The organism is Williamsia herbipolensis (assembly GCF_036153515.1).
GTDB classification, from domain to species: domain Bacteria; phylum Actinomycetota; class Actinomycetes; order Mycobacteriales; family Mycobacteriaceae; genus Williamsia_A; species Williamsia_A herbipolensis.
The window spans coordinates 4039431-4061270 of sequence record NZ_CP108021.1 but is presented as its reverse complement, the minus strand read 5'-3'; the positions used below and the strand labels follow the sequence as shown (position 1 = coordinate 4061270).

The window sequence follows — 21840 nt, the reverse complement described above, 5'->3', positions numbered from 1 at the left end:
CGCGCGCGTCAGCCGAAAGTGCGTCACACGGTCGTCGAGATGGCCCTCGCGGGACAGCGGTCGACGGCGTCGGCGATCTGAGATGTCCGCTCCGTGACGGGTGCGTCGGGGAGGACGTAGGAGATCCCCTCGTCGTCGGTCTGGTCGAACACATCCGGTGCCGCGAGCACGCACTGGCCTGCGCCCACGCAGGCGTCGCGGTCGATCTCGATGCTCATGACGCCTCGACGGTCGGGGTGTCGAAGGTGATGGGGAGCGACCGGACGCCGTAGACGAACATGTCGTCCTTGAAGTCGATGTCGTCGAGCTCGGCGGCCACGGCGAGACCGGGGACACGCGTCACGAGGGCGCGGTAGGCGATCTCGAGTTCCAGGCGGGCCAGCGCCTGACCCAGGCACTGGTGGACCCCGAAACCGAACGCGACGTGGTGTCGTGCGGCTCGGTGGATGTCGAGGGTGTCGGGATCGCCGTCGAAGGCATCCTCGGCGCGGTTGCCGGCGTCGGCGGAGATGATGACGCCCTCCCCGGCCGCGATGGTGGTGCCGGCGATCTCGATGTCGTCGGTGGCCACGCGCCGCAGGCCCTGGTGCACGATCGTCAGATAACGCAGGAGCTCCTCGACCGCGGAGGTCATCAGCGCGGGGTCGTCACTCGCGCGGAGCTCGGCGAGCTGGTCAGGATGACGCAGCAGCGCCAGCGTTCCCAGGGCGATCATGTTCGCGGTCGTCTCGTGTCCGGCGATGAGCAGCAGGCTGCACATGTCGGCGACCTCGGCGGTCGTGAGGTGACCGGGACGCACCTGGTTCACCACGAGGTCGCCGATGAGGTCGTCGCCGGGGTTCTCCACGGCCTTGTCGACCAGGTCCCGCAGATAGTCGGCGAGATCGTCGCGGGCGGCCTCACGCTCGGCGATGGGCGCGCTCAGGGTGAGCTGCACGCTGCTGCACCGCTGGAAGAAGTCGTGATCGGCGTAGGGCACGCCGAGGAGGTCGCAAATGACCAGCGATGGCAGCGGCAGGGCGAAGTCGGCGACGAGATCGGCGTGGCCGTCCTTGGTCAGCATCTGCGCGAGCAACGTGTCGACCAACCCCTCGATGGCCGGACGCATCGACGCGATCCGCTTGACGGTGAAGTGCTTGATCAGCATCCGTCGCTGCTGCTGATGTTCGGGGTTGTCCATCGAGATGAACGACCGCGTCCGCCGTGCCAGCACCCGCGCGGGATAGCCGGGCCTGCGGAAGTCGGAGCTCAGGCGCGGGTCGACGAGGGCCTCGCGCTGCTCGTCGTATCCGGTGACCAGCCATGCGGTGGCGCCGGTCTCGATCCGCACCTTCGAGACCGGGCCGTTCTCGGTCTGCTCGGCGGGTGGGTCGAACGGACAGGTCCGGGTCATCGGATAATCCGGGATCACGTCAGACATCTAGCCTCCCTAATTACGTGTACTCACCAACCATATCGGAAACGGCGGCGGGAACGCGTCGATCACGTCACCATCCGACGTCGAGGGTTGGTGCGAACCGTTGCCATGAGGGAACAATCGACCCGGGTCGGTGACCTCATGAAGCAGAAAGTGACATCCATGCGCATCAGAGAACGAGTGACGGCACTGACCGTCGCGGCCGTGACCGTGCTGACGCTGGCGTCGACGCAGCTCGCCGGAGTGGCGAGCGCCGACGACGTCTACGGCGAGTACACCGTGGGCGGGAAGATCGAGGAGGCCTACACGGCCACCGGCGGACCCGACAAGTGGGGCAACCCGTTGATCGCGGAGTCCCCTGCGCTCCAGGGTGGGCGGTTCCAGACATTCGAGAAGAACGTCTCGTTCTACTGGAAGGCGAACGTCGCCGGCGGCACCGCACACTTCGTGGGTGGCGCGATCCGCGGCAAGTGGGCGTCGTTGCGTTACGAGCGCGGCGTGCTCGGCTGGCCTCTCACGAACGAGATCGACGTCCCCGGTCGCGGGAAGCGCCAGAACTTTCAGGGCGGCAACGTCTACTACTCCTCGGCCGGCGGGACCCGCACGGTGTGGGGCGGCATCCTCGCGCGCTGGTCCGCGAAAGGTGGATCGACCGGCTTCTTCGGCTTCCCGGTGAGCGACGAGTACCGCAACGGTCGGGGCTGGGCGCAGGACTTCAACGGCGGAACGCTGTTCTTCCCCTGATCCCCACCCCGTGAGCCCGATTGCGGCTCAGGCGAACCGGCGCATCCGTGCGTCGGTTCGCCGCGCCGGGTCCACCTCCGCGAGTTCGGCCAGCGCCGTGGCGACGGCGTCGCCGATGTCGCGACAGAACGCGATCGGGTCGTCCGCGGGATCGGTGGCCTCGGCCACGACGACGTCGACGAAGCCGTGGGCCAGCAGATCTGCCGCCGAGATCGACTGCGCACGTGCCAGTTTTGGCGCGTGGTCGGTGTCGCGGTGAACGATGACACTGGCCCCCTCGGGCGGTAGCGGCGAGAGCCAGCCGCTGCCGGCGGCGATCACCCGGTCGGCGGGATACAGCGCCAACGCGGCGCCACCCGCGCCCTGACCGAGCACCACCGACACCGTGGCCACCGGCAGCGCGATGAGATCGGCCAGGCAGCGAGCGATCTCACCGGCCAGTCCGCCCTCCTCGGAGTCGCGGGACAGGTCGGCCCCCGGGGTGTCGACAACAGTCACCAGCGGCAGGTCGAGGTCGGCGGCCAGGGCCATGCCCCGCCGGGCGACCCGGAGCGCCGCGGGGCCCAACAGCGATCCGGGCCGCTGCAGCCGACGGTCCTGACCGATCACCACCACTCCCCGACCACCGATCCGCGCCATCGCCAGCAGCAGTCCGCGGTCGCTCTCCCCCTCGCCGGTGCCGCTCAGCGCGACGACGTCGGTCGCGATGTGCCGCAGCAGATCCCGCACGCCGGGCCGGTTCGGGTGGCGTGAGGCGAGGACGGCGTCCCAGGCGTCGGGCGCCGCGGGCGCTGCGACAGGGGCGTCCGCGGATCGGGCCGTGACGGTCCGGGATCGGTGGATGCGCAGCAGCGCGTCGACGTACCGCGGCAGGTCGGCGACCGGCGCCACGATGTCGACGAGACCGTGGGCACGCAGGTTCTCGGCGCGCTGGACGCTCTCGGGAAACGGTTCACCGGTCAGACCCTCGTACACCCGCGGCCCGAGGAACCCGATGAGTGCGTCGGGTTCGGCGAGGGTGACGTGCCCGAGCGATCCCCAGGAGGCGAACACGCCGCCGGTGGTGGGGTGTCGCAGATGGACGAGGTAGGGCAGTCGGGCCGCCTTGTGGTCGACCACGGCCGCGGCGATGGCCACCATCTGCAGGAACGCCGGGGTCCCCTCCTGCATGCGGGTCCCTCCCGAGGCGGGCAGCGCCAGCAGTGGCAGCCCCTCGGCCGTGGCGCGGCGAACGGCGGCGACCATACGGCGGCCGGCGGCGCGGCCAATCGACCCGGCGAGGAAGCCGAATTCGCTGACCACGACGGCGACACGGTGACCCCGCACGAGTCCCGTACCGGTGAGCAGGGATTCGTCGACCCCGCTCGTCTCACGCGCCCGGGCGAGATCGGCCGCGTACCGCGGATCGTCGGTCTCGTCGACGGACGGAGCGTCCCACGACACCCACGTGTCCTCGTCGACGACGACGGCGAGGACCTGCGCAGCACTGCGGGGAGTCATCGACCGATTATGTCAATGCTCCCCGCAGCGCCCGGGCGAAAAGCCCGGTCCGATCTACTTCTGTTCGGGCAGAACGTGTTCGCCGGTCTTGTCACACGACAGCGCCAGCGACGAGATGTACTGCTTCTCGCCGTTCGGGCCGGGCTTGGCCGAGGCGATCATGTCGGGCCGCTCGAACTCGATGCCGGTGACGCAGCACATCAGGCGGGCGTCGGACGGGTTGCCGTTCTCGTCGAGCATCGGCAGGTCGATCCCGTCGTCGGTGCGACGCAGGTAGTACTTGCCCTTCGTCGCGACGGCGAAGATCGGCGGCAGCACCACCGCGAGGACCAGGGCGACGATCGGCGAGTACGGCTGGATGGCGTCGCCGAACACGTGGAAGTAGGTCATGATCGACAGCCCGCCGGCGATCACGACACTGCCGAACCCGACCGGGTTCACGCTGTAGAGCATCCCGCGACGGAACTCGGGCTGCTTGGGCGAGAGCTTCAGCAGGAACTTGTTGATCGCGATGTCGGAGGCGACGGTGGCGATCCACGCGATACCGCAGTTGGCGTAGAAGTTCAGCAGGTTGTTGAGGAAGCTGAACATGTCGGCCTCCATCAGCACGATGGCGATGGCGACGTTGAACACCAGGAACACCAGTCGACCCGGGTAGGTCTTGGTGACGCGGGTGAAGCTGTTGGTCCACGCCAGCGAACCGGAGTAGGCGTTGGTGACGTTGATCTTGATCTGGCTGATGACCACGAGGATCACCGCGAGGGTGAGCGCCAGCCAGTGCGGCATGAAGTCCTCGTAGATGGCGAGGAACTGCTCGACGGGCTGGTTGGCCACGCCGGCCTGGTCGGCGAAGTTGAGGATGAGGTACACCGCGAGGAACAGGCCGACGACCTGCTTGATCGCGCCGAAGAACACCCAGCCCGGACCGGCGGTGAGGACCGCGGCCCACCAGCGGCGGTTGTTCTCGGGGGTCTTGGGCGGCATGAAGCGCAGGTAGTCGATCTGCTCGGCGATCTGGGCGATGAGCGACAGGCAGACGCCCGCGGCGAGCATGGTGCCGGCGAACGACACCCCCTGACCACCCTTGGCGTCGATACCACCGCTGTAGGAAAGGAAGTCGCCGACGGCGCTCGGGTGGCTGATGAGCAGGTAGAGGAACGGGAGCACCATCATGACCAGCCACAGCGGGGTGGTCCACACCTGCAGCTTGGCCAGGGTGTTCATGCCGTAGATGACCAGTGGGATCACCAGCACCGACGACACGAGATAGCCCAGCCACAGGGGGATCCCGAGGCCGAGCTTGAGACCCTGGGCCATGATCGAGCCCTCGAGGGCGAAGAAGATGAAGGTGAACGACGCGAAGATGACGTTGGTCAGCACCGAGCCGTAGTAGCCGAAACCGCTACCGCGGGTGATGAGGTCGAGGTCGATGTTGTAGCGCGCGGCGTAGTAGGCCAACGGGTAGCCGGTCAGTACGATGACGACGGCGAAGAACAGGATGCCCCACAACGCATTACCGGTGCCGTTGGCGATACCGATGTTCGCGCCGATCGCGAAGTCGGCCAGATAGGCGATGCCGCCGAGCGCCGAGATCGAGACGACACCCGGCCCCCATTTGCGGTAGCTCCGTGGCGCGAACCGAAGGGTGTAGTCCTCCAGCGTCTCTCGTGTCGCCGCGGCCTGCGGTCCGGTGAGAGCCGGATTCGGCTCCACTACTTCCTGGGTCATGCGTTCTCCTCGATCGCGCGTCGCAGTGATGTCCACCCCCTGGCGGGCAATATCGCGACGCTAGAGGCGACGTGTATCCCGAACGGTTCCAGCACGTTTCGAGCACGAAAACTCGCACCCCTTAGCCTTGCGCATGAAAGCCGGGTAGCGTAAGGCAAGTCATCGCAAATGTCGTAGGCTCGTCGGGATCACCGGGCCGCGCAGGTCCCCCGAACATCGGAGCCCATGCTGTCCGGCAAGAAGTCCGCCACCACCCTGCCGACGGCCACCGTGTGTCGTGGTTGCTGCTGTGGCACCGCGCGCAAACACCCCGACATCGACCACGACGAGCATCTCGACGCCCTGCGCGCGTCGGCGAGCGACGCCGCGCGGGTGCGCACCAGCGATTGCCTCGACGACTGCGCGCGATCGAACGTCATCGTGGTGTCGCCCTCACGGGCCGGTCGGGTGAAGGGCGGGCGCCCGGTCTGGCTGCAGAAGGTGTTGACCGCGTCGGCGATGGCCGAGGTGGGCGACTGGATGCGCGCGGGCGGTCCCGGCATCGCGCCGCCGCCGGCATCGGTGAAGCGACTCGTCTACCGACCGGGATCGTCGGTCAAGCGCCTGACGTAGTGCTCAGCGCCCGGTGAACCGAGGGCTGCGGTTCTCGGTTCGTGCGGCCCGCCCCTCGGCGAGATCCTCGCTCTCCCAGGCGCGCATCATCGCGGCCGCTCGATCGGTCGGCACCTCGTCGCGGGCGCCGTCGCCGGCGAACACCAGCTTGTAGTGGGCGAGCGTGAGCGGCGCGAGTTCGGCGATGCTCGCCGCCCACTCCTGCGCCATCGCCAGATCGCCGATGCGATTGGCGAAACCCACCGACAGGGCGTGCTCGGCGGTGAGCGGGTCACATCCGATGAGCATCCCGCGCGCGGTGCCCGATCCAACCAGCGAGATGAGGCGACGAATCGTCCACTCGTCGACCGCGACACCGATCTTGGCCGCCGGTATCCCGCACAGTGCGTCGGGCGCCATCACCCGCAGATCGGCGACCATCGCCAGCTGCAGGCCGGCGCCGAGCGCGCTACCGTTCAGCGCCGCGATCACCGGCACCGGCACCGCTTCGATCCGCTGCAGGGCCGACACCAGCTTGGTCAGGAACTCGGGGTCGTAGACCGGACCCGACAGGTCGGCCCCGGCGCAGAACACCCGACCCTCGCCGGTGAGGACGATGGCGCGTGCACCGGCCTCGACAGCGGAGTCGACCGCGGCCACCAAGTCGTCCACCATGGCGTGATCGAGCGCGTTGCGCTTGTCCGATCGCTGCAACTCGATGGTGGTGACGGACCCGTTCGACGTGCTCCCGATCATGGTCGTCAGCGTATCGCGAGGCGTGTCCCCCGCGGCCGTCACCCGAGACGGGGTACGGCGTCGCCGTGAGCCATCGTCGTCGCCGGGTCAGACGTATGGCTGCGTCGTGAGTTCGAGGTAGTGGCCGGCGGGATCCAGGAAGTAGACGCCTCGTCCGCCGTGCTCGGTGTTCGTGCTGTGGAGTGATTGCCGTTGCGGGTCGGCCCAGTAGTCGAGTTCGTGATGTCGCAGATAGTCGAGTGCTCGATCGAAGTGGTCGTCGCTCACCAGGAACGCATAGTGCTGCGGCGAGAAGTCGCTGGGCGGTGCTGCGAACTGCAGCAGCACTCCCCCGTCGAGAGTCAGGTTGATGAAGGGCCCCCAATGGGGTGCGTCGTCTGCTTCCATGACATCCCGGTAGAACCGGGCAGATGTCTCGGGATCGTTCGCGGCGATGATGGTGTGGTTGAACCGTGCGGTCATGTCTCTTTTGCGATCTGAGTGCCGATGGGGTGGGCGAGGAGTTTCCGCCGACCGGTGGCGAACGAGGAGAGACAGCGGTACGGGCGCGCGGTCGCCCGTACCGATTCACTGCGTGTCCGGGAAGCCTTCCCGTGTACGGCGCGATGCCATCCCGGATGTCATCCCGGGAAATTAGCACGGGAAACGATGACACTCCACCGGGATGAGCGAACGCGGCTTAGGCTGCCGGACATGCGACTGATTCTCGACGTGGATCTCGACGCCCTCGATGGCGATGCCGCCGCGGAGGTGGGACGCATCCTGCGGTACTGGGCCGGTGCGGCCGCCCAACTACCCCTCGACCGGGCCGTGTCGCACGACCTGATGGACTCGCAGTATCGGATGGTCGGGACCTTCCGTATCGAGTGAGCCGGCAGGTCGCGCAGGGGAATTCGCGCTCGAACACACTTGCGAATGTCGTACTCCTGAACTAGACTCGTGGCAGTCGATGCATCCGGGGGGAAGCTGCGCGGTGGGGAACACTCTGATCGCCAAATATGCTGCGCTGGAATCACTCCTGGGCGAGATCGCCGACGAGTCCACCGACGCGTTGACGGAGTCGGAGATCGCAGAGATCGCGATCACCCACCAACGACTCACGCACACCATGGGGTCCACCGGACTTCGGCGAATCGCCGACGTGTCCGGTCGCGAGGCCTACCGAACGGTGCAGTGCCGCACCCTGATCGAGTTCGTCGGCGAACGTCTGCGGGTCGCAGCTCCCAGGAAGAGACTGCGCGAGGTCGCCGAACTGTCGTCGATGCTGTCGATGACCGGCGAACCGTTGCCCCCGCGCTGCCCCGAGACCGCGGCCGCCATGGCCGACGGCGATCTTTCCCATGAGCACGTCATCGCAGTGCTCGACGTCCTCGACAAGGTGCCTGCCGCAACACCTTCGGTCATGCGCGAGGACGCCGAGGCGCAGCTCGCCGACATCGCCCGCGACTTCGGTCCGCGCGAGATCGCCCGCGCCGGCGCCCGCATCCTCGCCCATCTCGACCCCGACGGCGACCTACCGTCGGACCGCGATCGCGCCCGCAACCGCGGCGTGGGTATCGGCACCCAGGACTCCCTGCTGATGTCGAAGCTCACCGGACATCTCGACCCGGTGACACGAGCACTGTTCGACGTCGTCCTCGCAGCGTGGGCCGCGCCGGGCATGAACAAACCCGACGACGAGCACTCACCGCACGGCGGCAACGACGACGACGGCATCGACCCCGCCCTCCTGCGCGAGGCCGCCGATCGCGACCACCGCTCGCAGTCCCAGCGCAATCACGACGCACTGAAGGCGCTGCTGCAGGCAGCCGTCGACGGCGGGCTTCTCGGCAGCTCCCATCGAGGTCTGCCGCCCCACATCATCGTGTCCATCACCGACACGCAGCTGCGAGAGCACGCGGGGATCGCCCACACCGCCACCGGCGCCGACCTTCCCATGACGGACGTCGTCGCGATGGCCGCCACAGCACAGATGCACCTGTCGGTGTTCGAGGACGCCACCGGTGAACCGCTGTTCTACGGTCGCGCCAAGCGGTTGGCGACCCAGGCCCAGCGATTCGTCCTGTTCTCCCAATACGGCGGATGCGGCAAGGCGGGATGTCCGGCACCCTTCGCACACGCGGAGATCCACCATGCCGAAAACGACTGGGCCGATGGCGGTGTCACCGACGTCACCGACCTCGCCCCCGCGTGTGGACCCCACAACCGCGCTGTCGGCGACGGCCCGGGCCAGTTCACGACCGTCAAGATCGACTCCGGGCCCGACCGCGGACGCTACGGCTGGATACCCAACGGCAGCACCGGCCCACCACGCGCCAACCACCTGCACCGACCCGCGCAGATCGTCGCCGACCACGTGCCACCGGACCCCGTTTCGGAGACGGTTCAACGACGGTTGCAGTTCCTCATCACCGAGAGCATCAGGCTCCCCCGTGTCCACCGGCAGGCCGTACTCGCTGAGTAGAGTTCTCGTCGTGTCCACCGACGAGCAGCTCGACTGCGTCGTGATCGGTGGCGGCCAGGCCGGACTCTCGGCGGGCTACTTCCTGCAACGCCGTGGCCTGGACGGCCGGTTCGCCATCCTCGACCACGCGCCGTCGTCGGGCGGGGCGTGGCAGTTCCGGTGGCCCACACTCACCCTCGCCGGCGCGAACCACGTCCACGACCTCCCCGGATACGGCCTCGCCGAGGCCCTCGGCGTCGACTGCGACGAGTGGCCAGCGTCGACAGCCGTCGCCGACTACTTCGGGCGCTACGAACGACGATTCGACCTCCCCGTCCGCCGACCGGTCCATGTGAGCGCGGTGCGCCTCGCACCCGGACGCGACCCCGACGACCCCCGGTTCACGGTGACGTCCGGTGCCGGCCCCGGGACGCGGGAGACCACGCTCGAGGCCGCGACCGTGATCAACGCGACCGGCACGTGGGATCGCCCCTTCGTGCCGCACATCCCCGGCGCCGAACGCTTCACCGGCCGCACCCTGCACACCCACGACTACACCGGGCCGCACACGTTCGACGGACTGCGCGTGCTCGTGGTCGGCGCGGGGATCTCGGCCATCCAACTCCTCATCGAGATCGCCCGTACCGCAACCGATGTGGAGACCTTCTGGTGCTCTCGTACCGAGCCGGTGTTCGCCGACGGCCCCTTCACCCCCGAGCAGGGCCGCGAAGCCGTCGCCCGGGTGGAACGGCGGGTGCGCGCTGGACTGCCACCGACATCGGTGGTGTCGGTGACCGGCCTCCGGCGCACCCCCGCGATCGCCGCGGCCCAGGCCGACGGGATCCTCGCGTGGCGGCCGATGTTCACCCGCATCACCGACACCGGCGTCGACTTCGCCGATGGAACGCATCTCGACGTCGACGTCATCTTCTACAACACCGGATTCCGCAGTGCGCTCGACCATCTCGCACCGTTGCGGCTGCGCAGCGCAGGCGGTGGGATCACCATGACCGGCCGCCTGGCGACGGTGGTCGCCGCGCAACCGCGAGTCCAACTGCTCGGGTACGGCCCGTCCGCCTCCACCATCGGCGCCAATCGCGCCGGTCGCGAGGCCGCGCGCGTCGTGGCCGAGACGATCGGGACGTGACCGACGCCCTCGAGGTCGAACACGCGTATGCTTAGCCGGACTATGGACATGAACGGTGTCGCCGAGCGATTCATCCTGCTGGCCCTCGATCCGTCCACCGGCGAGCCGCTGACGCAGGCCGGTTTCGCCGACGTGGCGATCGCCGGGGCGTTCCTCGCCGACCTCTCGCTCCGGGATCGGATCGCGATCTCCGACGACAGCGTCGTCGTGACCGACGATTCCCCCACCGGCAGCACCGCACTCGACGCCTGCATCACCACGATCGGCGAGAAGCCCCGCGATGCCGGCGCACTGATCACCGCGTTCTGCCCGATCGCCCATCGCCGACGCGACGAGGTGTTCGTCGAGGCGGAACAGGCCGGCCTCGTGGAGCACCTGACCCGGCGACACCTGTGGCTCTACACGACGCATCGGTACAAGCCCGTCGCCGGATCGTCGCTGGTCCACCTGTTCGCGGAGGTCGAGCGCGCCATCACCTCCCCCGGTGTCTCGATGACGCCGGAGATCGGCGCCCTCATCGCGGTACTCGACGCCGCCCAGATCGCCACCCGTCGCTTCCCCGGCGCCGACCCGGAGCAGATCAAGGCGGCGCGCACCGGCGCCTGGGCGCAATCCGCGGTCCGATCGGCGACAGAACAGATCCAACTGGCGGTGATGGTCGCGCTCACGGCCGCCACCACCGCAGCGACCACGGCGGCAATCACGTCCAACTGAACACATGCTCGATGACCTGGTGGCCTTCCGTTCAGCCTGATCGTTGCCCTGAACCTTTTACTTAACAATGCTATTTTGATCGGCGTGTCCGCTTACGCGTCGCCACCCGAACTGTCGGTGTTGCTGCCGTTCGTGCCACGACGACCCGAACAGGTGCACCCGTTCTCCTCCCTGGTCCAGTGGACCCAGGCCGCCCGGTTGTGGCAGGGCCATGGAGCCACGATGGACACCTTCGGGACGTTCGCGGCAACCGCGGGCGCAGGATTCCGGGTTCCCGTGGGCGTCGGGGTCACGCTCATGCCGCTACGTCATCCGCTCGACATCGCCCATCAGGCGCGATCGTTGGCGAAAACCACGCAGCACCCCGTGTGCCTAGGTATCGGCCCCGGCGGCCGCGACTTCCAACGGGCCCTGCTCGGGGAGCCGTATCGCAGTCAGATCGGCGCGGTCGGTGAGTACGTCGACATCGTCGCGCGCCTGCTGCACGGTGAGACCGTCGACACCACGGGCGAGTACTTCTCCTGTCACACAGCCCTTCCCGCGGAACCGGTGCCCGACATCGAGGTCGGACTCGGCGTCCTGCGTCCGGCCATGGCGCAGCTCGCCGGGCGCAGCGCGGACACCGCCATCACCTGGCTCACCCCGCCGAGCTACCTCGATGAGGTGATCGTCCCCGGGCTCGAGGCCGGTCGCGCACAGCGCACCGCGGAGTCCACGCCGATCACCGCGACCGACGTACCGTCGCGCCCCCGTGTGGTCGCGATGGTTCCGGTCGCCCTCGATCGCCCGGGCCGTGACCGACACGACGTCGTCGTCGCATCGAGCGGGCGCCACATGGCCGCGCCGCACTACCGCGACATGCTCGATCGCGCGGGGATCGCCATCTCCGGCACCGAGCGGGCCGACACCGAACAGCTCGTAAAGGGAGGCGCTTTCGTGTTCGGCGACGCCGACGAGGTGCACGAGGCCCTGCTCGACTTCGGTCGGGCCGGCGTCGACGAGGTCGTGCTCAACACCGTCGGCGTCTGCGCCGTGAGCGGTATCGGGGCGGCACTGGCCGACCTCGGCGACATCCTCTCGGTGCCGCACCCCTGACCTCCCGACCTCGCCGCCCTGACCGCTGGATCGAAGGAGTACCGGATGACCGCGTCACCGTTCGACATCGCCGCCGCCACCAGGACGCTGCTGGTGGGTGACACGGCATCGGGCACATCGGGTCGGCCCGGGGTGCAGCTCTACGTGGCCGCCCCCGAGGGTGTCGCCGTCGCGCGAGCGGCGATCGACCACGTCCCGGCGGCCGTGTTCACCCCCGCCGATCACGTCGACACCATCGCGGCCGCATTCGACCGATCGCCGGTCGTCGGGATCGACGGCGACATCGACGCTTTCGACGATCTGTACCTCGACGCCCACGGCGGCGCGGAGTGGACGCAGGTCGAACCGATCGCCGTGCGGATCCAGGACTACGCCTCGAGCCCGTATGTCTCCATTCTCGGGACCACCCTCGTGCGGCTCGATTCCGACGACGACGTCGAGGCGTTCCTCGCCGATGCCGACGCCGCCCACGACGACGGCGTGTTCGCGCCGTTCACGATCCACCCCGCGGTGGAGATCGCCGACTCCGGTGAGATCGACGGCCCTGCGACCCGCCTGTGCGTCCACCCCGGCGGTCACCTCTCCGTCTCCCCGTTCGTACCGACGACCGCGGAGTCGACCGTCCCGATGCTCGCCGCGGCGATCGGGGACGACGAGTGGTCGCGGCGCCCGTGGCTGCCGCGGTACCTGCGCGCCATCCGCGCGGTACGTCGAATCGGGGCCAATGGCCATGAGGGGGTGCGGGTCTCGGGCTTCGGCGCCCGGTTGGACAGCCGTGTCGCGCCCACGGGCGCCGACGTGTCCGACGCGCACCGGCCGATCCTCGCCTTCAGCCGCGAGCGGGCGTTCGTCGCCCAGGGCGGCGCGCTCGTCACCTGTTCACTCGAGGCCGGGACCCTCCTCGAACCCCTGCTCGCCGACGACGACGTCACGGAAACGACCGACACCGGGGAATCCCTGCGCCGACTGCTCGACGCCCTGGCGTCGCAGGGCATCTCCGTCGGCACCCGTTCCGAGGCGGTGGTCGCGTGAGCACCGACATCGCCGACGACAGGTCCGTGGCGCCCTCACAGGTCCCCGCCGCACTGCGGGAGCTGTTCGGCGATCGCGCGCGGTTCGTCGACCTCTACGGCGACCCCCGCGGCGCGGCGCTCTACGACGACATCGGGTTCTCCAACACCGCCGAGATCTATGAGATCCTCAGCGCCCTGCGCAAGCGGCCCGGCCCGGTGCTCGAACTGGCCGCGGGCAGCGGACGCATCACCATCCCCCTGCTGCGCGCCCACCACACGGTGACCGCCGTGGACCTCGCGGCGGACATGCTCGCGATCCTCGCCGACCGTATCGCCGCGCTGGGTTCGTCGGCGGGGTCCTGCGACCTCCGTTGCGCCGACATGGTCGACATCGACTGTGCCCCCGGCACGTTCGACTCGGTCGTCATCGCGACCACCTCGGCGTCGTTACTGACCCCGGAGCAGCGAGCCGAGATGTTCACCGGGATCGCCCGCGCGCTCACCGACGACGGCATCCTGCTGATCTCCACCGTCGACTCGGACGACGGTCACAACGAGGCCGACGACCTCGACATCTCGACCGTCACCGGCAGCAGCGGGACCACCTACCGCATGCACGAACTGTGGCCCGCACACGCCGACGCCCGCCACCTCGCGGTCGTCGAGATCGACCCCGCCACGGGCGAACCCCGCGACGACACCGAGGTCCACCTCTCGCGGGTCGGGGTGGTGCCGGTGGCGACACTGACCGACGAGCTGCGGTCGACTGGGTTCGAGGTGCGCCGCGAGCGCGCGATCCGCGACACCGCGGGGACCCGACACCGGTATGTGCTCCTCGAGGCGGCACTGCGATGACCGCCTCGCGGGACGCGCTGTGGCCCGCCCTGATCGACCACAGCCGCCACGGCGACACGGCCATCCGGACGCTCTCCGCCCGCGGCACGCGCATCGAGTTCGACTCGGGATGGAAGTTGTGCGGCACCAGCGGACTGTGGAACGTCAACCTCGGATACGGGAACGAGGTGATCGCCGAGGCGATCACCCATGCCGCCCAAGACGCCTCGTACCTGTCGGTGTTCCGCCACGAGAACGCCTACGCACGGCGGGCGGCCGAGGACCTCGTCGCCTACGCCGGCGGCCGATACCCGCGGGTGATGTTCTCGACGTCGGGCGGCGCCGCGAACGACCTCGCGATGAAACTCGCCCGCCAGTTCCACGCGGTGTCCCCCGCCCGCAACCGGGACCTGTTCGTCTCCCTCGACGGGAGCTTCCACGGACTCACGTTCGGTGGATTCGCGCTCACCGGTGAGGATCTGGGCCAGGCGACCTACGGCGTGGACACCCGCACCATCCGCCACGTCCCACCCAACGACCCGCAGGCGATCACCGACGCGATGCGTCGCTTCGGCAACCGGGTCGCCGCGGTGGTCGTCGAACCGGTTCTGGGCACCGGCGCGGTGGTACTCGACGACGAGTTCATCGACACCCTGCTCGACCTGCGCGAGCTGTACGGGTTCCTGCTCGTGGCCGACGAGGTGGCCACCGGGTTCTGGCGGACCGGCCGACGATTCGCCAGCGATGCGTGGAGCAGCGCACCCGACGTGCTCATCACCTCCAAGGCCCTCACCAACGGCACGTGCGCGGGTGCGGCGGTCCTCGTCGGCGAGCGGATCGACACCGTGTTCGCCGAGACCGGAGCCCTGTTCGTCCACGGCGAGACCCAGGCCGGCACACCGATCACCTGCGCGGCCATCAGCGCCACCCTCGCCGAGATCGATCGCCTCGACATCGCCGGGCGCGCGCCGACCCTCGCCACGGGGATCATCGATCGCGTCGCGTCGTTCGTCGCCGACTCTCCGATCGCAGTGCACCACAAAGGGATCGGCGCCATGCACGCGCTGGCCTTCGCACCGCACGGCGAGCCCCTCGACAACGCAAGGGTGCCCGAGCTCGTCGCACGGATCCGTGACGCGGGCGCGGTGGTCCATCCCGGACCCTCGGGAGTGCAGCTGCTGCCGGCGCTGGTCTACTCCGAGGCCGAACTCGACGAGCTGTTCGCCGCGATCTCCACGGGTCTCACCGATGTGCTCGCCGACGACCACACCACCGTCTCGGTCGGTGCACCATGCTGACCACCACGCCGGTCCTGCACGGTCTGGCGTCACTGCAGACGCTGCTGAGGGATCCGACCGCGTCGCGCGACCCCGGTGCCCGGGCGATCGTGGCCGTCGACCCGGCTCTGGTGGGATCGGCAGCCCTCGCCGAGCTGACCTCGCTGCTGACGTGGTGCGCCATCGACCACGAGATCGTGCCGACCCCACCGGTCGTCGATCTCGACGCCGTGCGCGGTGCCGCCGCGACGTTGGGCCGGGCGTCGCAGGTGCTGTCGCTCGGCGGCGGTTCCACCCTCGACCTGGTGAAGATCGGCCTGCACCTCGGCGCCGTCCCCGGCCTCGGCGACCACCTCGCCCGGTGCGGTCGGGCCGGGCTCATCCACCTCGGCGACGACGCCCCGAACCGGCCACGGCACATCGCGATCCCGACCACCCTGGGCACCGGCGCCGAACGCAGCCCGCGCGCGTGCCTGTCGCTCGACGGCCACAAGCGCCTCCTCGTGGGCGGTGGACTCGCCCCCGACGCGGCGGTTCTCGACGAGCGCGCCACCCGCGACCTCCCGCACCACCTGGTCACCTTCGGCGCGGCCGAGGCGTTCCTCCGCCTCGCGGGGGTGCTCACCGGCGACGTGGCGGCGTGGGCCGACGGTCTCGAGGACCGACTGTCGCTGGAACTGTTGGCGCACACGGTGGAACACGCCGACCGCGCCGCGGCCGCACAGGGCCCGGTCTCGGGTGATGTGCGACTGGCCCTGGCGAAGGCGAGCGCCTGGAGCCAGGCACCGGAGTTCCACCGCGTCGGCCGCGACCCCTTCGCCGCGAAGGGGTGGTACATCGCCAACGAGCTGTCGACGGCGACGGGCGCGACGAAGGTGTCGGCGTTCGGTGGTGTGACCGCCGCACTGTGGGCGCGTCTGCAGGCCGGCGACCTCCGCCTCGGATCGCCGCAGCGCCTGCGCCTCGTGTGGGATCGGGTTCGCGACGCGAGTCCGGGTCTGCCGCACGCACCGGCCGATGGCCTGCGAATCCTGCTCGACCGATGGGGTGTGGCGCCTCTCGACCCCATGACCGCCTCGCAGACCGAGGCGGTGGCAGCCGCATGCGATCGGCGGTGGGGGCGTGGACAACCCGCGCTGGGCGGATTCACCCGCAGCGAGCTGGCCGACATCGTCACCGACGCCGCGCCCGGTGTCGGTGCGTCGGCATGCGCGGTCGACCTCGCCGTCGGGGCGGTGTCGTGATGGCGATGGTCGACGAACGTCTGCGCGCACCCGAGCTCGCCGACAACGTCCGCATGCGCGAGATGCCCGACTCCCAGCCGATCCGGTGGGTCATCAGCGCCGGGACCGACCGCTACTTCCGGGTGGGCGCCGACCTCGCCGAGCTCGCCCGCGCGCTCGACGGCACCCGAGGCGTCGACGACCTGTGCGCGACCCTCGGTGACCGGTGGGACCGCGACCGGGTCCTGGGCGGACTCGGCGTGCTCGAGACGATGCAGGTGCTCACCGACGACGACGGCGCGAGCCCCCCGACCCGACAGAGCCGCATCCGGCTCATCCCGCCGCTGACCGTCCAGATCTCGCTGATCGGCACCGCGGTCCATCGGATCCTGCCCGGCCCGTCGACCCGACGGGTGGGCACGGCGGCTCGACGACTGTCCGCCCTCACCGCCGCGGTGGTCGCCGCGGTCGCAGTGGGATGTTTCGCGACGCTGGTCCCGACGACGATCGATGCACTGGCCACGAAGATCGACCTCCGCGTCCTCGCAACCGTGATCGCCGTGTCGCTGGTGGCGACCGCGGTGCACGAGTACATGCACGCGTGGGCGCTGAGCCGGTACGGCGGACGCGTCAACCGCATGGGCGTCATGCTCTTCTACCTCGTCCCCGCCTTCTTCTGCGACATCTCCGACGCCTGGACACTGGACTCGCGGCGGCGTCGTGTCGTGGTCGCCCTCGCCGGGGGCAGCGTGCAGGCCGTGGTGTTCGCGGCCACGGCGATCGCCGGAGTGTGCGCCCGCCAGGGCGGCGCCGGCGACGACGTCGTCGCGACGCTGGCGCTGGTGTCGGCCACCAGCATCGTGATGGTGGTCGTCAACCTCGTCCCGTTCGTGAAACTCGACGGCTACATCGCCCTCATGAGCGCCACCGACATCCCGAACCTCCGCGACAAGTCCCTCGCCGCGTTCGCCGACCGCGTGCGCGCGGTGCTCTTCGGTACGCCCGCCCCGGCGCCGCTGCGACGGTGGCTGCCGTGGTTCGGCGGGGCCTGCGCTCTCGTCCCGGTGGGCCTGGTGTACCTCGCGGTGTCGAACTGGTCGGGCGCCCTCGCGGCGACCGGCGCGGTCGGCGACACCATCGTGATGCTGCTGACCTGCTACCTGCTGCTCATCGTCGTGGCCGTGATCCGGCGAGCCGTCGTCCGGGCCCGCGCGGACGGCGCCGGACTGATGCGCACCGCGGTCGTCGGCGTGCTCGGTGCGGCCGTCGTGATCGGGGTCCTCGGCGGCATCGACGTCACCCGCACCGCATCGGTGAGTTACCTGCGCACCGTCGACACGACACTTCTCGTCTCCACCGACCGCGCGACGCTGGCGCGGATCGGGGCGGGCCGCGAGGTCACGCTCCTCACCAACGGGGTCGTGCTCCACCGTCGCGTGGGCCGCGCGGAGACCGGCGCCGGGGTGGAATCGGCCCGCTTCCCGCTGTCGGCGGTGCTGCCGACCCGATCGCCCGACCTGATCACGCCCGGCTACGCCGTCGTCGTCGAGGCATCGCTCGATCCGTCGGCACCGTCGTCGGGCCTCGCGCGTGTCGAGGTCGGTCGGACGTCGCTGGGCCGCGACCTGGTCGACCGGTACCTCTGGCCGGCGTCGGTGCGCGGCGGCGCGACCGACCTGTGGCGGTGGATGACCCGATGATCCCCGTCGAGTACTGCCACCCCGATTCGGTCTTCTTCGAGGCACCGGGCACGCGGCCCCTGCACGACACCTACGGCGAGGGACTGTCGATCCCGTCGCCCTGGACGGTGGGCGTGGGTCCCGACTGGACCATGGTCACCCACCCCGACGCCGTGCTCCCGCCGCAGGGATGGAAGGTCCACGTCTCGGCGACACCCGCGAACGCCACCCAGGTGGTCGGGGTCGCGGCGAAGTACTGCCTCGCCGAGGCGATCCCGTTCAAGTACATCCGCTCACCCGAGGTGCTGCTGCGCCGCAACGGGAAGTACGGATCGCGTTCGGGCAGCGGCAAGTTCGTGACCATCTATCCGCCGGCCGAGCGTCTCGACGACGTGCTGACCGACCTCGGCGGCATGCTCGAGGGTGTCGACGGTCCCTACATCCTCACCGACGTGCGTTGGCGCTCGGGCCCGCTCTACGTCCGCTACGGCGGGATCGCGCCGCCGACGGCCCGCGGCGTCGACGGGCAGGTGCGCCACCTCATCCAGGACGGCACCGGACGATGGGTACCCGATTCCCGGCGTCCGTTCTTCCGTGTCCCGGAGGGGGTTCCGGTTCCCGAGGTCGTCGCCCGCGCCGTCGCCGACCGCGATCGCGCCACCCTCGGCGACTTCCCCTACACCGTGACCTCCGCGCTGCACTACTCCAACGGCGGTGGCGTATACCGGGGTACCGACGACCGCACCGGGACACCGGTGCTGATCCGGGAGGCGCGTCCCCTCGCCGGGATCGATCTCGGCGGCAACGACGCCGTCGACCGGTTGCACGCCGAACACGCCGCACTGACCGCACTGTCCGACATCGACGGCGTCCCCGCGGTCCTCGACCACCGGATGGGTGCCGAGCACCACTACCTGATCCGTGAGTACATCGACGGCGAGACGGTGGAGGCGGTGGCCGCGCGACGTCGGGCCGATTGCGACGCCGACGATTTCACCGCCTGGGCACGGTCGACACTGTTCGCCGTCGAGTCGCTCGTCGGCCAGATCACCGCCCGCTCGATCACCGTCGGCGACCTGCACCCGGGCAACCTGCTCCTCGACACCGACGGCCGGCTGCAGATCATCGACCTCGAGACGGCCTCGACCGCACCCGACGCCGCCCAGATCCAGGCCGCGATCGGATTCGTCGCCCCCGCCGACCGTATGGGCCCCGCCATCGACCATTACGCGCTGGCCTGCCTCGCCATCTCGGTGTTCGCGCCCGGACTGCCCGCGACCCTCGCGTGGAACACCGACGCCGCCGACGTCATCGGCGACGTCCTCACCGCGCGCTTCGGCGTCGGCGACGACGACCTGCGCACCGTGCACGACCGCCTGGGTACCACCCGCCCGACCGCAGTGCCGAGCCGACCGTCCGACACCGCCCCCGACGCCACGGCGTGCACCGACATCGCCGGTCTGGCACGCGGTGTCGTCGCCCGGGCCCGCGACTCCGGCGACGATCGCCGATTCCCGGCCGATCCCGGCGCCGACGCGACCCCGGAGGGACCGCTGTCGCTCGCGCACGGTGCCGCCGGGGTGATCGGCGCACTGGACCGCGCCGGTGTCGACACCACCGACCACGTCGACTGGCTCGTCGAGAGGGTCGAGCGCGCCCTCACCCGTGCACCCGGCGACCTGGGGTGGGGGCTCTACAACGGACTCGGAGGTGTGTTGTGGACGCTGCTCGAACACGCCGACACCCACGACGACCCGCGCAGCCGCGTCGCCGCCTCGGCCCTCACCACACACCTTCTCGCCGTCGACCACGCGACGGCCCCGCTGACCGGAGCGCTCTACGGGGGCCTCGCGGGGATCGGGCTCACGATCCTGCGCGCCGAGAGGAGCACGCCCACCGCCGAACTGCGCGATCGCGCCCACCAGATCCTGGCCCGAATCCGCGAGATCGGGCCCGGCGCCGGGCCCCGCGCACACGGGCTGATGCAGGGCGCGAGCGGTGCGGCGCTGTTCGCGACCGCTCTCGCGTGCCGATCCCGCGACCCCGAACTCCTCGACCTCGCCGTGGAGTGGATCGACCGCGATCTCGACGGACTCGACGGACGGATCATGCGCCCGACGCTCGCCGCCGACCTCGGTGTCGCGCTGCCCCTGCTGGGCCTGCTCTCGACTCCGACAGCGCCACAACCCATCCGGGACCGACTCGACGCGCTGCTCGCCCGTGTGCCCGCTCATCACATCGCCGGCGGCGCCGGACTCTTCCACGGGTGGGCGGGTGCCGCGACCGTACTGGGTGCGGCACACGCACACGACATCGCCGACGCCGAGCGCCTGCGGCCCCTGTACGGCACCGACGTCCTGCGCGCCTATTCCGTCCGCATCGACACCGGGGTCGCGGTGCTGGGATCGGCGAATCTGCGGTTGTCCGACGATCTCGCGACCGGGACCGCCGGGGTGATCGCCGCGCTCACCGGACTGCGGTCGGGGGCGGTCGGCCTCCCCGGCCTCGACACCGCACCGGGGGCACGGTGGTGACCGCGACCGGCGCACCGACGGTCTCGGTGATCTGCCCGACCCACAACCGGTCGACGGCGATCATCCCGACCATCGCATCGGTGCGCGCCCAGACGTTTCGCGACTGGCAGCTCGTCGTGGTGTCCGACGGCAGCACCGACGACACCGACTCCGTGGTCGCCGAGATCGCCCACGCCGACCACCGCGTGGTGGTCGCCCGCATCGATCACCACGGCCATCCGTCACCGGCCCGCAACGCGGGCATCGACCTCACCGACGGGCCGATCGTCGCCTACCTCGACCACGACGACCGATGGCACCCCGAGCACCTGCAGCGTGTGGTCGACGTCGTCACCGGCGGAGCGGATCTCGTGGCGACCGGCGGCCGGTACGTCGACACCACCGGGGCGACGACGTTCGCGACCTCCGCGGGCAACGCGGTGTGGCATCCCGAGATGCAGCTGCTGGGACCGATGTTCGAGCCGTCACGCTTCGCCCACCGCCGCGAGCTGCTCGCGCGCAGCGGCCCGTGGAGGAGCGGCCCCGGCGTGGAGGACTGGGATCTGTTGCTGCGCATGTCCGATGCCGACGCTCGGTTCGCCACCCTCGCCGCACGCACCGTCGACATGCTGACCTCGACCTCGGCTCGGCGCGGCCGCATCCGTCTGCGCCACCACGTGCCGCTGGCGACGTTCGCCACGGCCCGCCTCGCGCGGACGGCGGCCGACCGGCTCACCGCGCCCGGCGCGGTCGCCTCGCTGCGCGCCGCCTACACCGCCGACGTCACCGCGTGGTTCGACCGTCTGCGTGACGACCCCCGACTCGTGCTGCCACTCGACGCCGACGCAGAACTCGCCGTCGAGGAGTGGCGTCGCACGCGCCACGACCCCGTCGACCTCGGACCGCTCGCGGTCGTCGCCGATGAGGGCCGCTACAGCGTGGCCCAGCCGGTGGCCTGCGTGACCGCCCACCACGCCTCGCGGATCACCGCTGCGGCACAGACCATCCGGACCCACCACCGTCGTGTCATCGCCGACCTCTGCGGCGATCTCGACACGACGACACCCGAACCCGCGGTACGGCCTGCGCCGCACCGCGCCACACACGTCCATCCCGGGCGACGGCTGCAGCCCGCAGTCGGTTCGATAACGAAGGAAAGGTAGGAG

Annotated in this window: 20 protein-coding genes; 14 read left to right on the top strand and 6 right to left on the bottom strand. The window is 70.1% G+C overall.

Features of this window, described 5'->3' with window-relative positions:
* Positions 1 to 23 precede the first annotated feature (23 nt).
* Together OG579_RS18920 and OG579_RS18915 are read right to left on the bottom strand one after the other, a co-directional pair.
* Positions 24 to 218: a ferredoxin gene (locus tag OG579_RS18920; protein WP_328857194.1), complete on the bottom strand. Its 195-nt coding sequence runs from the start codon at positions 216 to 218 to the stop codon at positions 24 to 26.
* Positions 215 to 1420 carry a cytochrome P450 gene (locus tag OG579_RS18915; protein ID WP_328857193.1) on the bottom strand — a complete coding sequence of 402 codons (1206 nt, stop codon included), beginning with the start codon at positions 1418 to 1420 and terminating at the stop codon, positions 215 to 217. Before OG579_RS18915 ends, OG579_RS18920 begins: the two co-directional genes overlap by 4 nt.
* A 159-nt stretch (positions 1421 to 1579) precedes the next feature.
* Here OG579_RS18915 and OG579_RS18910 point away from each other — a divergent pair, with 159 nt between their 5' ends.
* Positions 1580 to 2161: an LGFP repeat-containing protein gene (locus tag OG579_RS18910; RefSeq protein ID WP_328857192.1), complete on the top strand. Its 582-nt coding sequence runs from the start codon at positions 1580 to 1582 to the stop codon at positions 2159 to 2161.
* Between the two features lie 27 nt (positions 2162 to 2188).
* On the opposite strand, the gene OG579_RS18905 is transcribed toward OG579_RS18910, so the two are convergent.
* On the bottom strand, positions 2189 to 3661 hold the full coding sequence (locus tag OG579_RS18905; protein WP_328857191.1) for a carboxyl transferase domain-containing protein: 1473 nt from the start codon (positions 3659 to 3661) through the stop codon (positions 2189 to 2191).
* Between the two features lie 54 nt (positions 3662 to 3715).
* A complete protein-coding gene (locus OG579_RS18900) occupies positions 3716 to 5389 on the bottom strand; it encodes a purine-cytosine permease family protein (RefSeq protein ID WP_045824103.1) in 1674 nt (557 codons plus the stop codon).
* Positions 5390 to 5614: 225 nt separating this feature from the next.
* On the opposite strand from OG579_RS18900, the gene OG579_RS18895 reads away from it, so the two are divergent.
* Positions 5615 to 6001: a hypothetical protein gene (locus OG579_RS18895; RefSeq protein ID WP_045824104.1), complete on the top strand. Its 387-nt coding sequence runs from the start codon at positions 5615 to 5617 to the stop codon at positions 5999 to 6001.
* A gap of 3 nt (positions 6002 to 6004) precedes the next feature.
* Here OG579_RS18895 and OG579_RS18890 read toward each other — a convergent pair whose 3' ends face one another.
* Positions 6005 to 6736 (bottom strand): enoyl-CoA hydratase, encoded by a 732-nt coding sequence (locus OG579_RS18890; protein WP_328857190.1) that lies wholly within the window; start codon positions 6734 to 6736, stop codon positions 6005 to 6007.
* Positions 6737 to 6823: 87 nt separating this feature from the next.
* Positions 6824 to 7198, bottom strand: coding sequence for a VOC family protein (locus tag OG579_RS18885; RefSeq protein ID WP_328857189.1), 375 nt, complete (start codon positions 7196 to 7198; stop codon positions 6824 to 6826).
* A gap of 231 nt (positions 7199 to 7429) precedes the next feature.
* Between OG579_RS18885 and OG579_RS18880 the strand changes: the two genes are divergently transcribed.
* From OG579_RS18880 to OG579_RS18825, 12 genes are all read left to right on the top strand, one after another.
* Positions 7430 to 7606, top strand: a complete 177-nt coding sequence (locus OG579_RS18880; protein WP_328857188.1) for a hypothetical protein — start codon at positions 7430 to 7432, stop codon at positions 7604 to 7606.
* Positions 7607 to 7709: 103 nt separating this feature from the next.
* The gene (locus OG579_RS18875) at positions 7710 to 9200 is read left to right on the top strand and encodes an HNH endonuclease signature motif containing protein (RefSeq protein ID WP_328857187.1); all 1491 of its coding nucleotides are present in this window, start codon (positions 7710 to 7712) and stop codon (positions 9198 to 9200) included.
* 10 nt (positions 9201 to 9210) lie between these two features.
* On the top strand, positions 9211 to 10326 hold the full coding sequence (locus OG579_RS18870) for a flavin-containing monooxygenase (protein ID WP_328857186.1): 1116 nt from the start codon (positions 9211 to 9213) through the stop codon (positions 10324 to 10326).
* Between the two features lie 42 nt (positions 10327 to 10368).
* Positions 10369 to 11040 (top strand): GOLPH3/VPS74 family protein, encoded by a 672-nt coding sequence (locus tag OG579_RS18865; protein ID WP_328857185.1) that lies wholly within the window; start codon positions 10369 to 10371, stop codon positions 11038 to 11040.
* A gap of 84 nt (positions 11041 to 11124) precedes the next feature.
* Positions 11125 to 12135, top strand: coding sequence for an LLM class flavin-dependent oxidoreductase (locus OG579_RS18860; RefSeq protein WP_328857184.1), 1011 nt, complete (start codon positions 11125 to 11127; stop codon positions 12133 to 12135).
* A 45-nt stretch (positions 12136 to 12180) separates the two neighbouring features.
* The gene (locus OG579_RS18855; RefSeq protein WP_328857183.1) at positions 12181 to 13167 is read left to right on the top strand and encodes a hypothetical protein; all 987 of its coding nucleotides are present in this window, start codon (positions 12181 to 12183) and stop codon (positions 13165 to 13167) included.
* The gene (mpaM, locus tag OG579_RS18850; RefSeq protein ID WP_328857182.1) at positions 13164 to 14003 is read left to right on the top strand and encodes a daptide-type RiPP biosynthesis methyltransferase; all 840 of its coding nucleotides are present in this window, start codon (positions 13164 to 13166) and stop codon (positions 14001 to 14003) included. The genes OG579_RS18855 and mpaM overlap by 4 nt, the downstream gene beginning before the upstream one ends.
* Complete coding sequence (gene mpaD, locus OG579_RS18845) at positions 14000 to 15280, top strand: daptide-type RiPP biosynthesis aminotransferase (RefSeq protein ID WP_328857181.1); 1281 nt, start codon at positions 14000 to 14002, stop codon at positions 15278 to 15280. Before mpaM ends, mpaD begins: the two co-directional genes overlap by 4 nt.
* On the top strand, positions 15274 to 16503 hold the full coding sequence (mpaC, locus tag OG579_RS18840) for a daptide-type RiPP biosynthesis dehydogenase (protein WP_328857180.1): 1230 nt from the start codon (positions 15274 to 15276) through the stop codon (positions 16501 to 16503). The genes mpaD and mpaC overlap by 7 nt, the downstream gene beginning before the upstream one ends.
* A complete protein-coding gene (gene mpaP, locus OG579_RS18835; RefSeq protein WP_328857179.1) occupies positions 16503 to 18182 on the top strand; it encodes a daptide biosynthesis intramembrane metalloprotease in 1680 nt (559 codons plus the stop codon). The genes mpaC and mpaP overlap by 1 nt, the downstream gene beginning before the upstream one ends.
* Positions 18179 to 20695 carry a class III lanthionine synthetase LanKC gene (gene lanKC / locus OG579_RS18830; protein WP_328857178.1) on the top strand — a complete coding sequence of 839 codons (2517 nt, stop codon included), beginning with the start codon at positions 18179 to 18181 and terminating at the stop codon, positions 20693 to 20695. Before mpaP ends, lanKC begins: the two co-directional genes overlap by 4 nt.
* Positions 20692 to 21837: a glycosyltransferase family 2 protein gene (locus OG579_RS18825; RefSeq protein ID WP_328857177.1), complete on the top strand. Its 1146-nt coding sequence runs from the start codon at positions 20692 to 20694 to the stop codon at positions 21835 to 21837. The genes lanKC and OG579_RS18825 overlap by 4 nt, the downstream gene beginning before the upstream one ends.
* Positions 21838 to 21840: the final 3 nt, after the last annotated feature.

Coding starts and splice junctions, on each gene's coding strand:
- OG579_RS18920 (WP_328857194.1), bottom strand. CDS start 218: ATGAGCATCGAGATCGACCGCGACGCCTGCGTGGGCGCAGGCCAGTGC.
- OG579_RS18915 (WP_328857193.1), bottom strand. CDS start 1,420: ATGTCTGACGTGATCCCGGATTATCCGATGACCCGGACCTGTCCGTTC.
- OG579_RS18910 (WP_328857192.1), top strand. CDS start 1,580: ATGCGCATCAGAGAACGAGTGACGGCACTGACCGTCGCGGCCGTGACC.
- OG579_RS18905 (WP_328857191.1), bottom strand. CDS start 3,661: ATGACTCCCCGCAGTGCTGCGCAGGTCCTCGCCGTCGTCGTCGACGAG.
- OG579_RS18900 (WP_045824103.1), bottom strand. CDS start 5,389: ATGACCCAGGAAGTAGTGGAGCCGAATCCGGCTCTCACCGGACCGCAG.
- OG579_RS18895 (WP_045824104.1), top strand. CDS start 5,615: ATGCTGTCCGGCAAGAAGTCCGCCACCACCCTGCCGACGGCCACCGTG.
- OG579_RS18890 (WP_328857190.1), bottom strand. CDS start 6,736: ATGATCGGGAGCACGTCGAACGGGTCCGTCACCACCATCGAGTTGCAG.
- OG579_RS18885 (WP_328857189.1), bottom strand. CDS start 7,198: ATGACCGCACGGTTCAACCACACCATCATCGCCGCGAACGATCCCGAG.
- OG579_RS18880 (WP_328857188.1), top strand. CDS start 7,430: ATGCGACTGATTCTCGACGTGGATCTCGACGCCCTCGATGGCGATGCC.
- OG579_RS18865 (WP_328857185.1), top strand. CDS start 10,369: ATGGACATGAACGGTGTCGCCGAGCGATTCATCCTGCTGGCCCTCGAT.
- OG579_RS18855 (WP_328857183.1), top strand. CDS start 12,181: ATGACCGCGTCACCGTTCGACATCGCCGCCGCCACCAGGACGCTGCTG.
- mpaD (WP_328857181.1), top strand. CDS start 14,000: ATGACCGCCTCGCGGGACGCGCTGTGGCCCGCCCTGATCGACCACAGC.
- mpaC (WP_328857180.1), top strand. CDS start 15,274: ATGCTGACCACCACGCCGGTCCTGCACGGTCTGGCGTCACTGCAGACG.
- mpaP (WP_328857179.1), top strand. CDS start 16,503: ATGGCGATGGTCGACGAACGTCTGCGCGCACCCGAGCTCGCCGACAAC.
- lanKC (WP_328857178.1), top strand. CDS start 18,179: ATGATCCCCGTCGAGTACTGCCACCCCGATTCGGTCTTCTTCGAGGCA.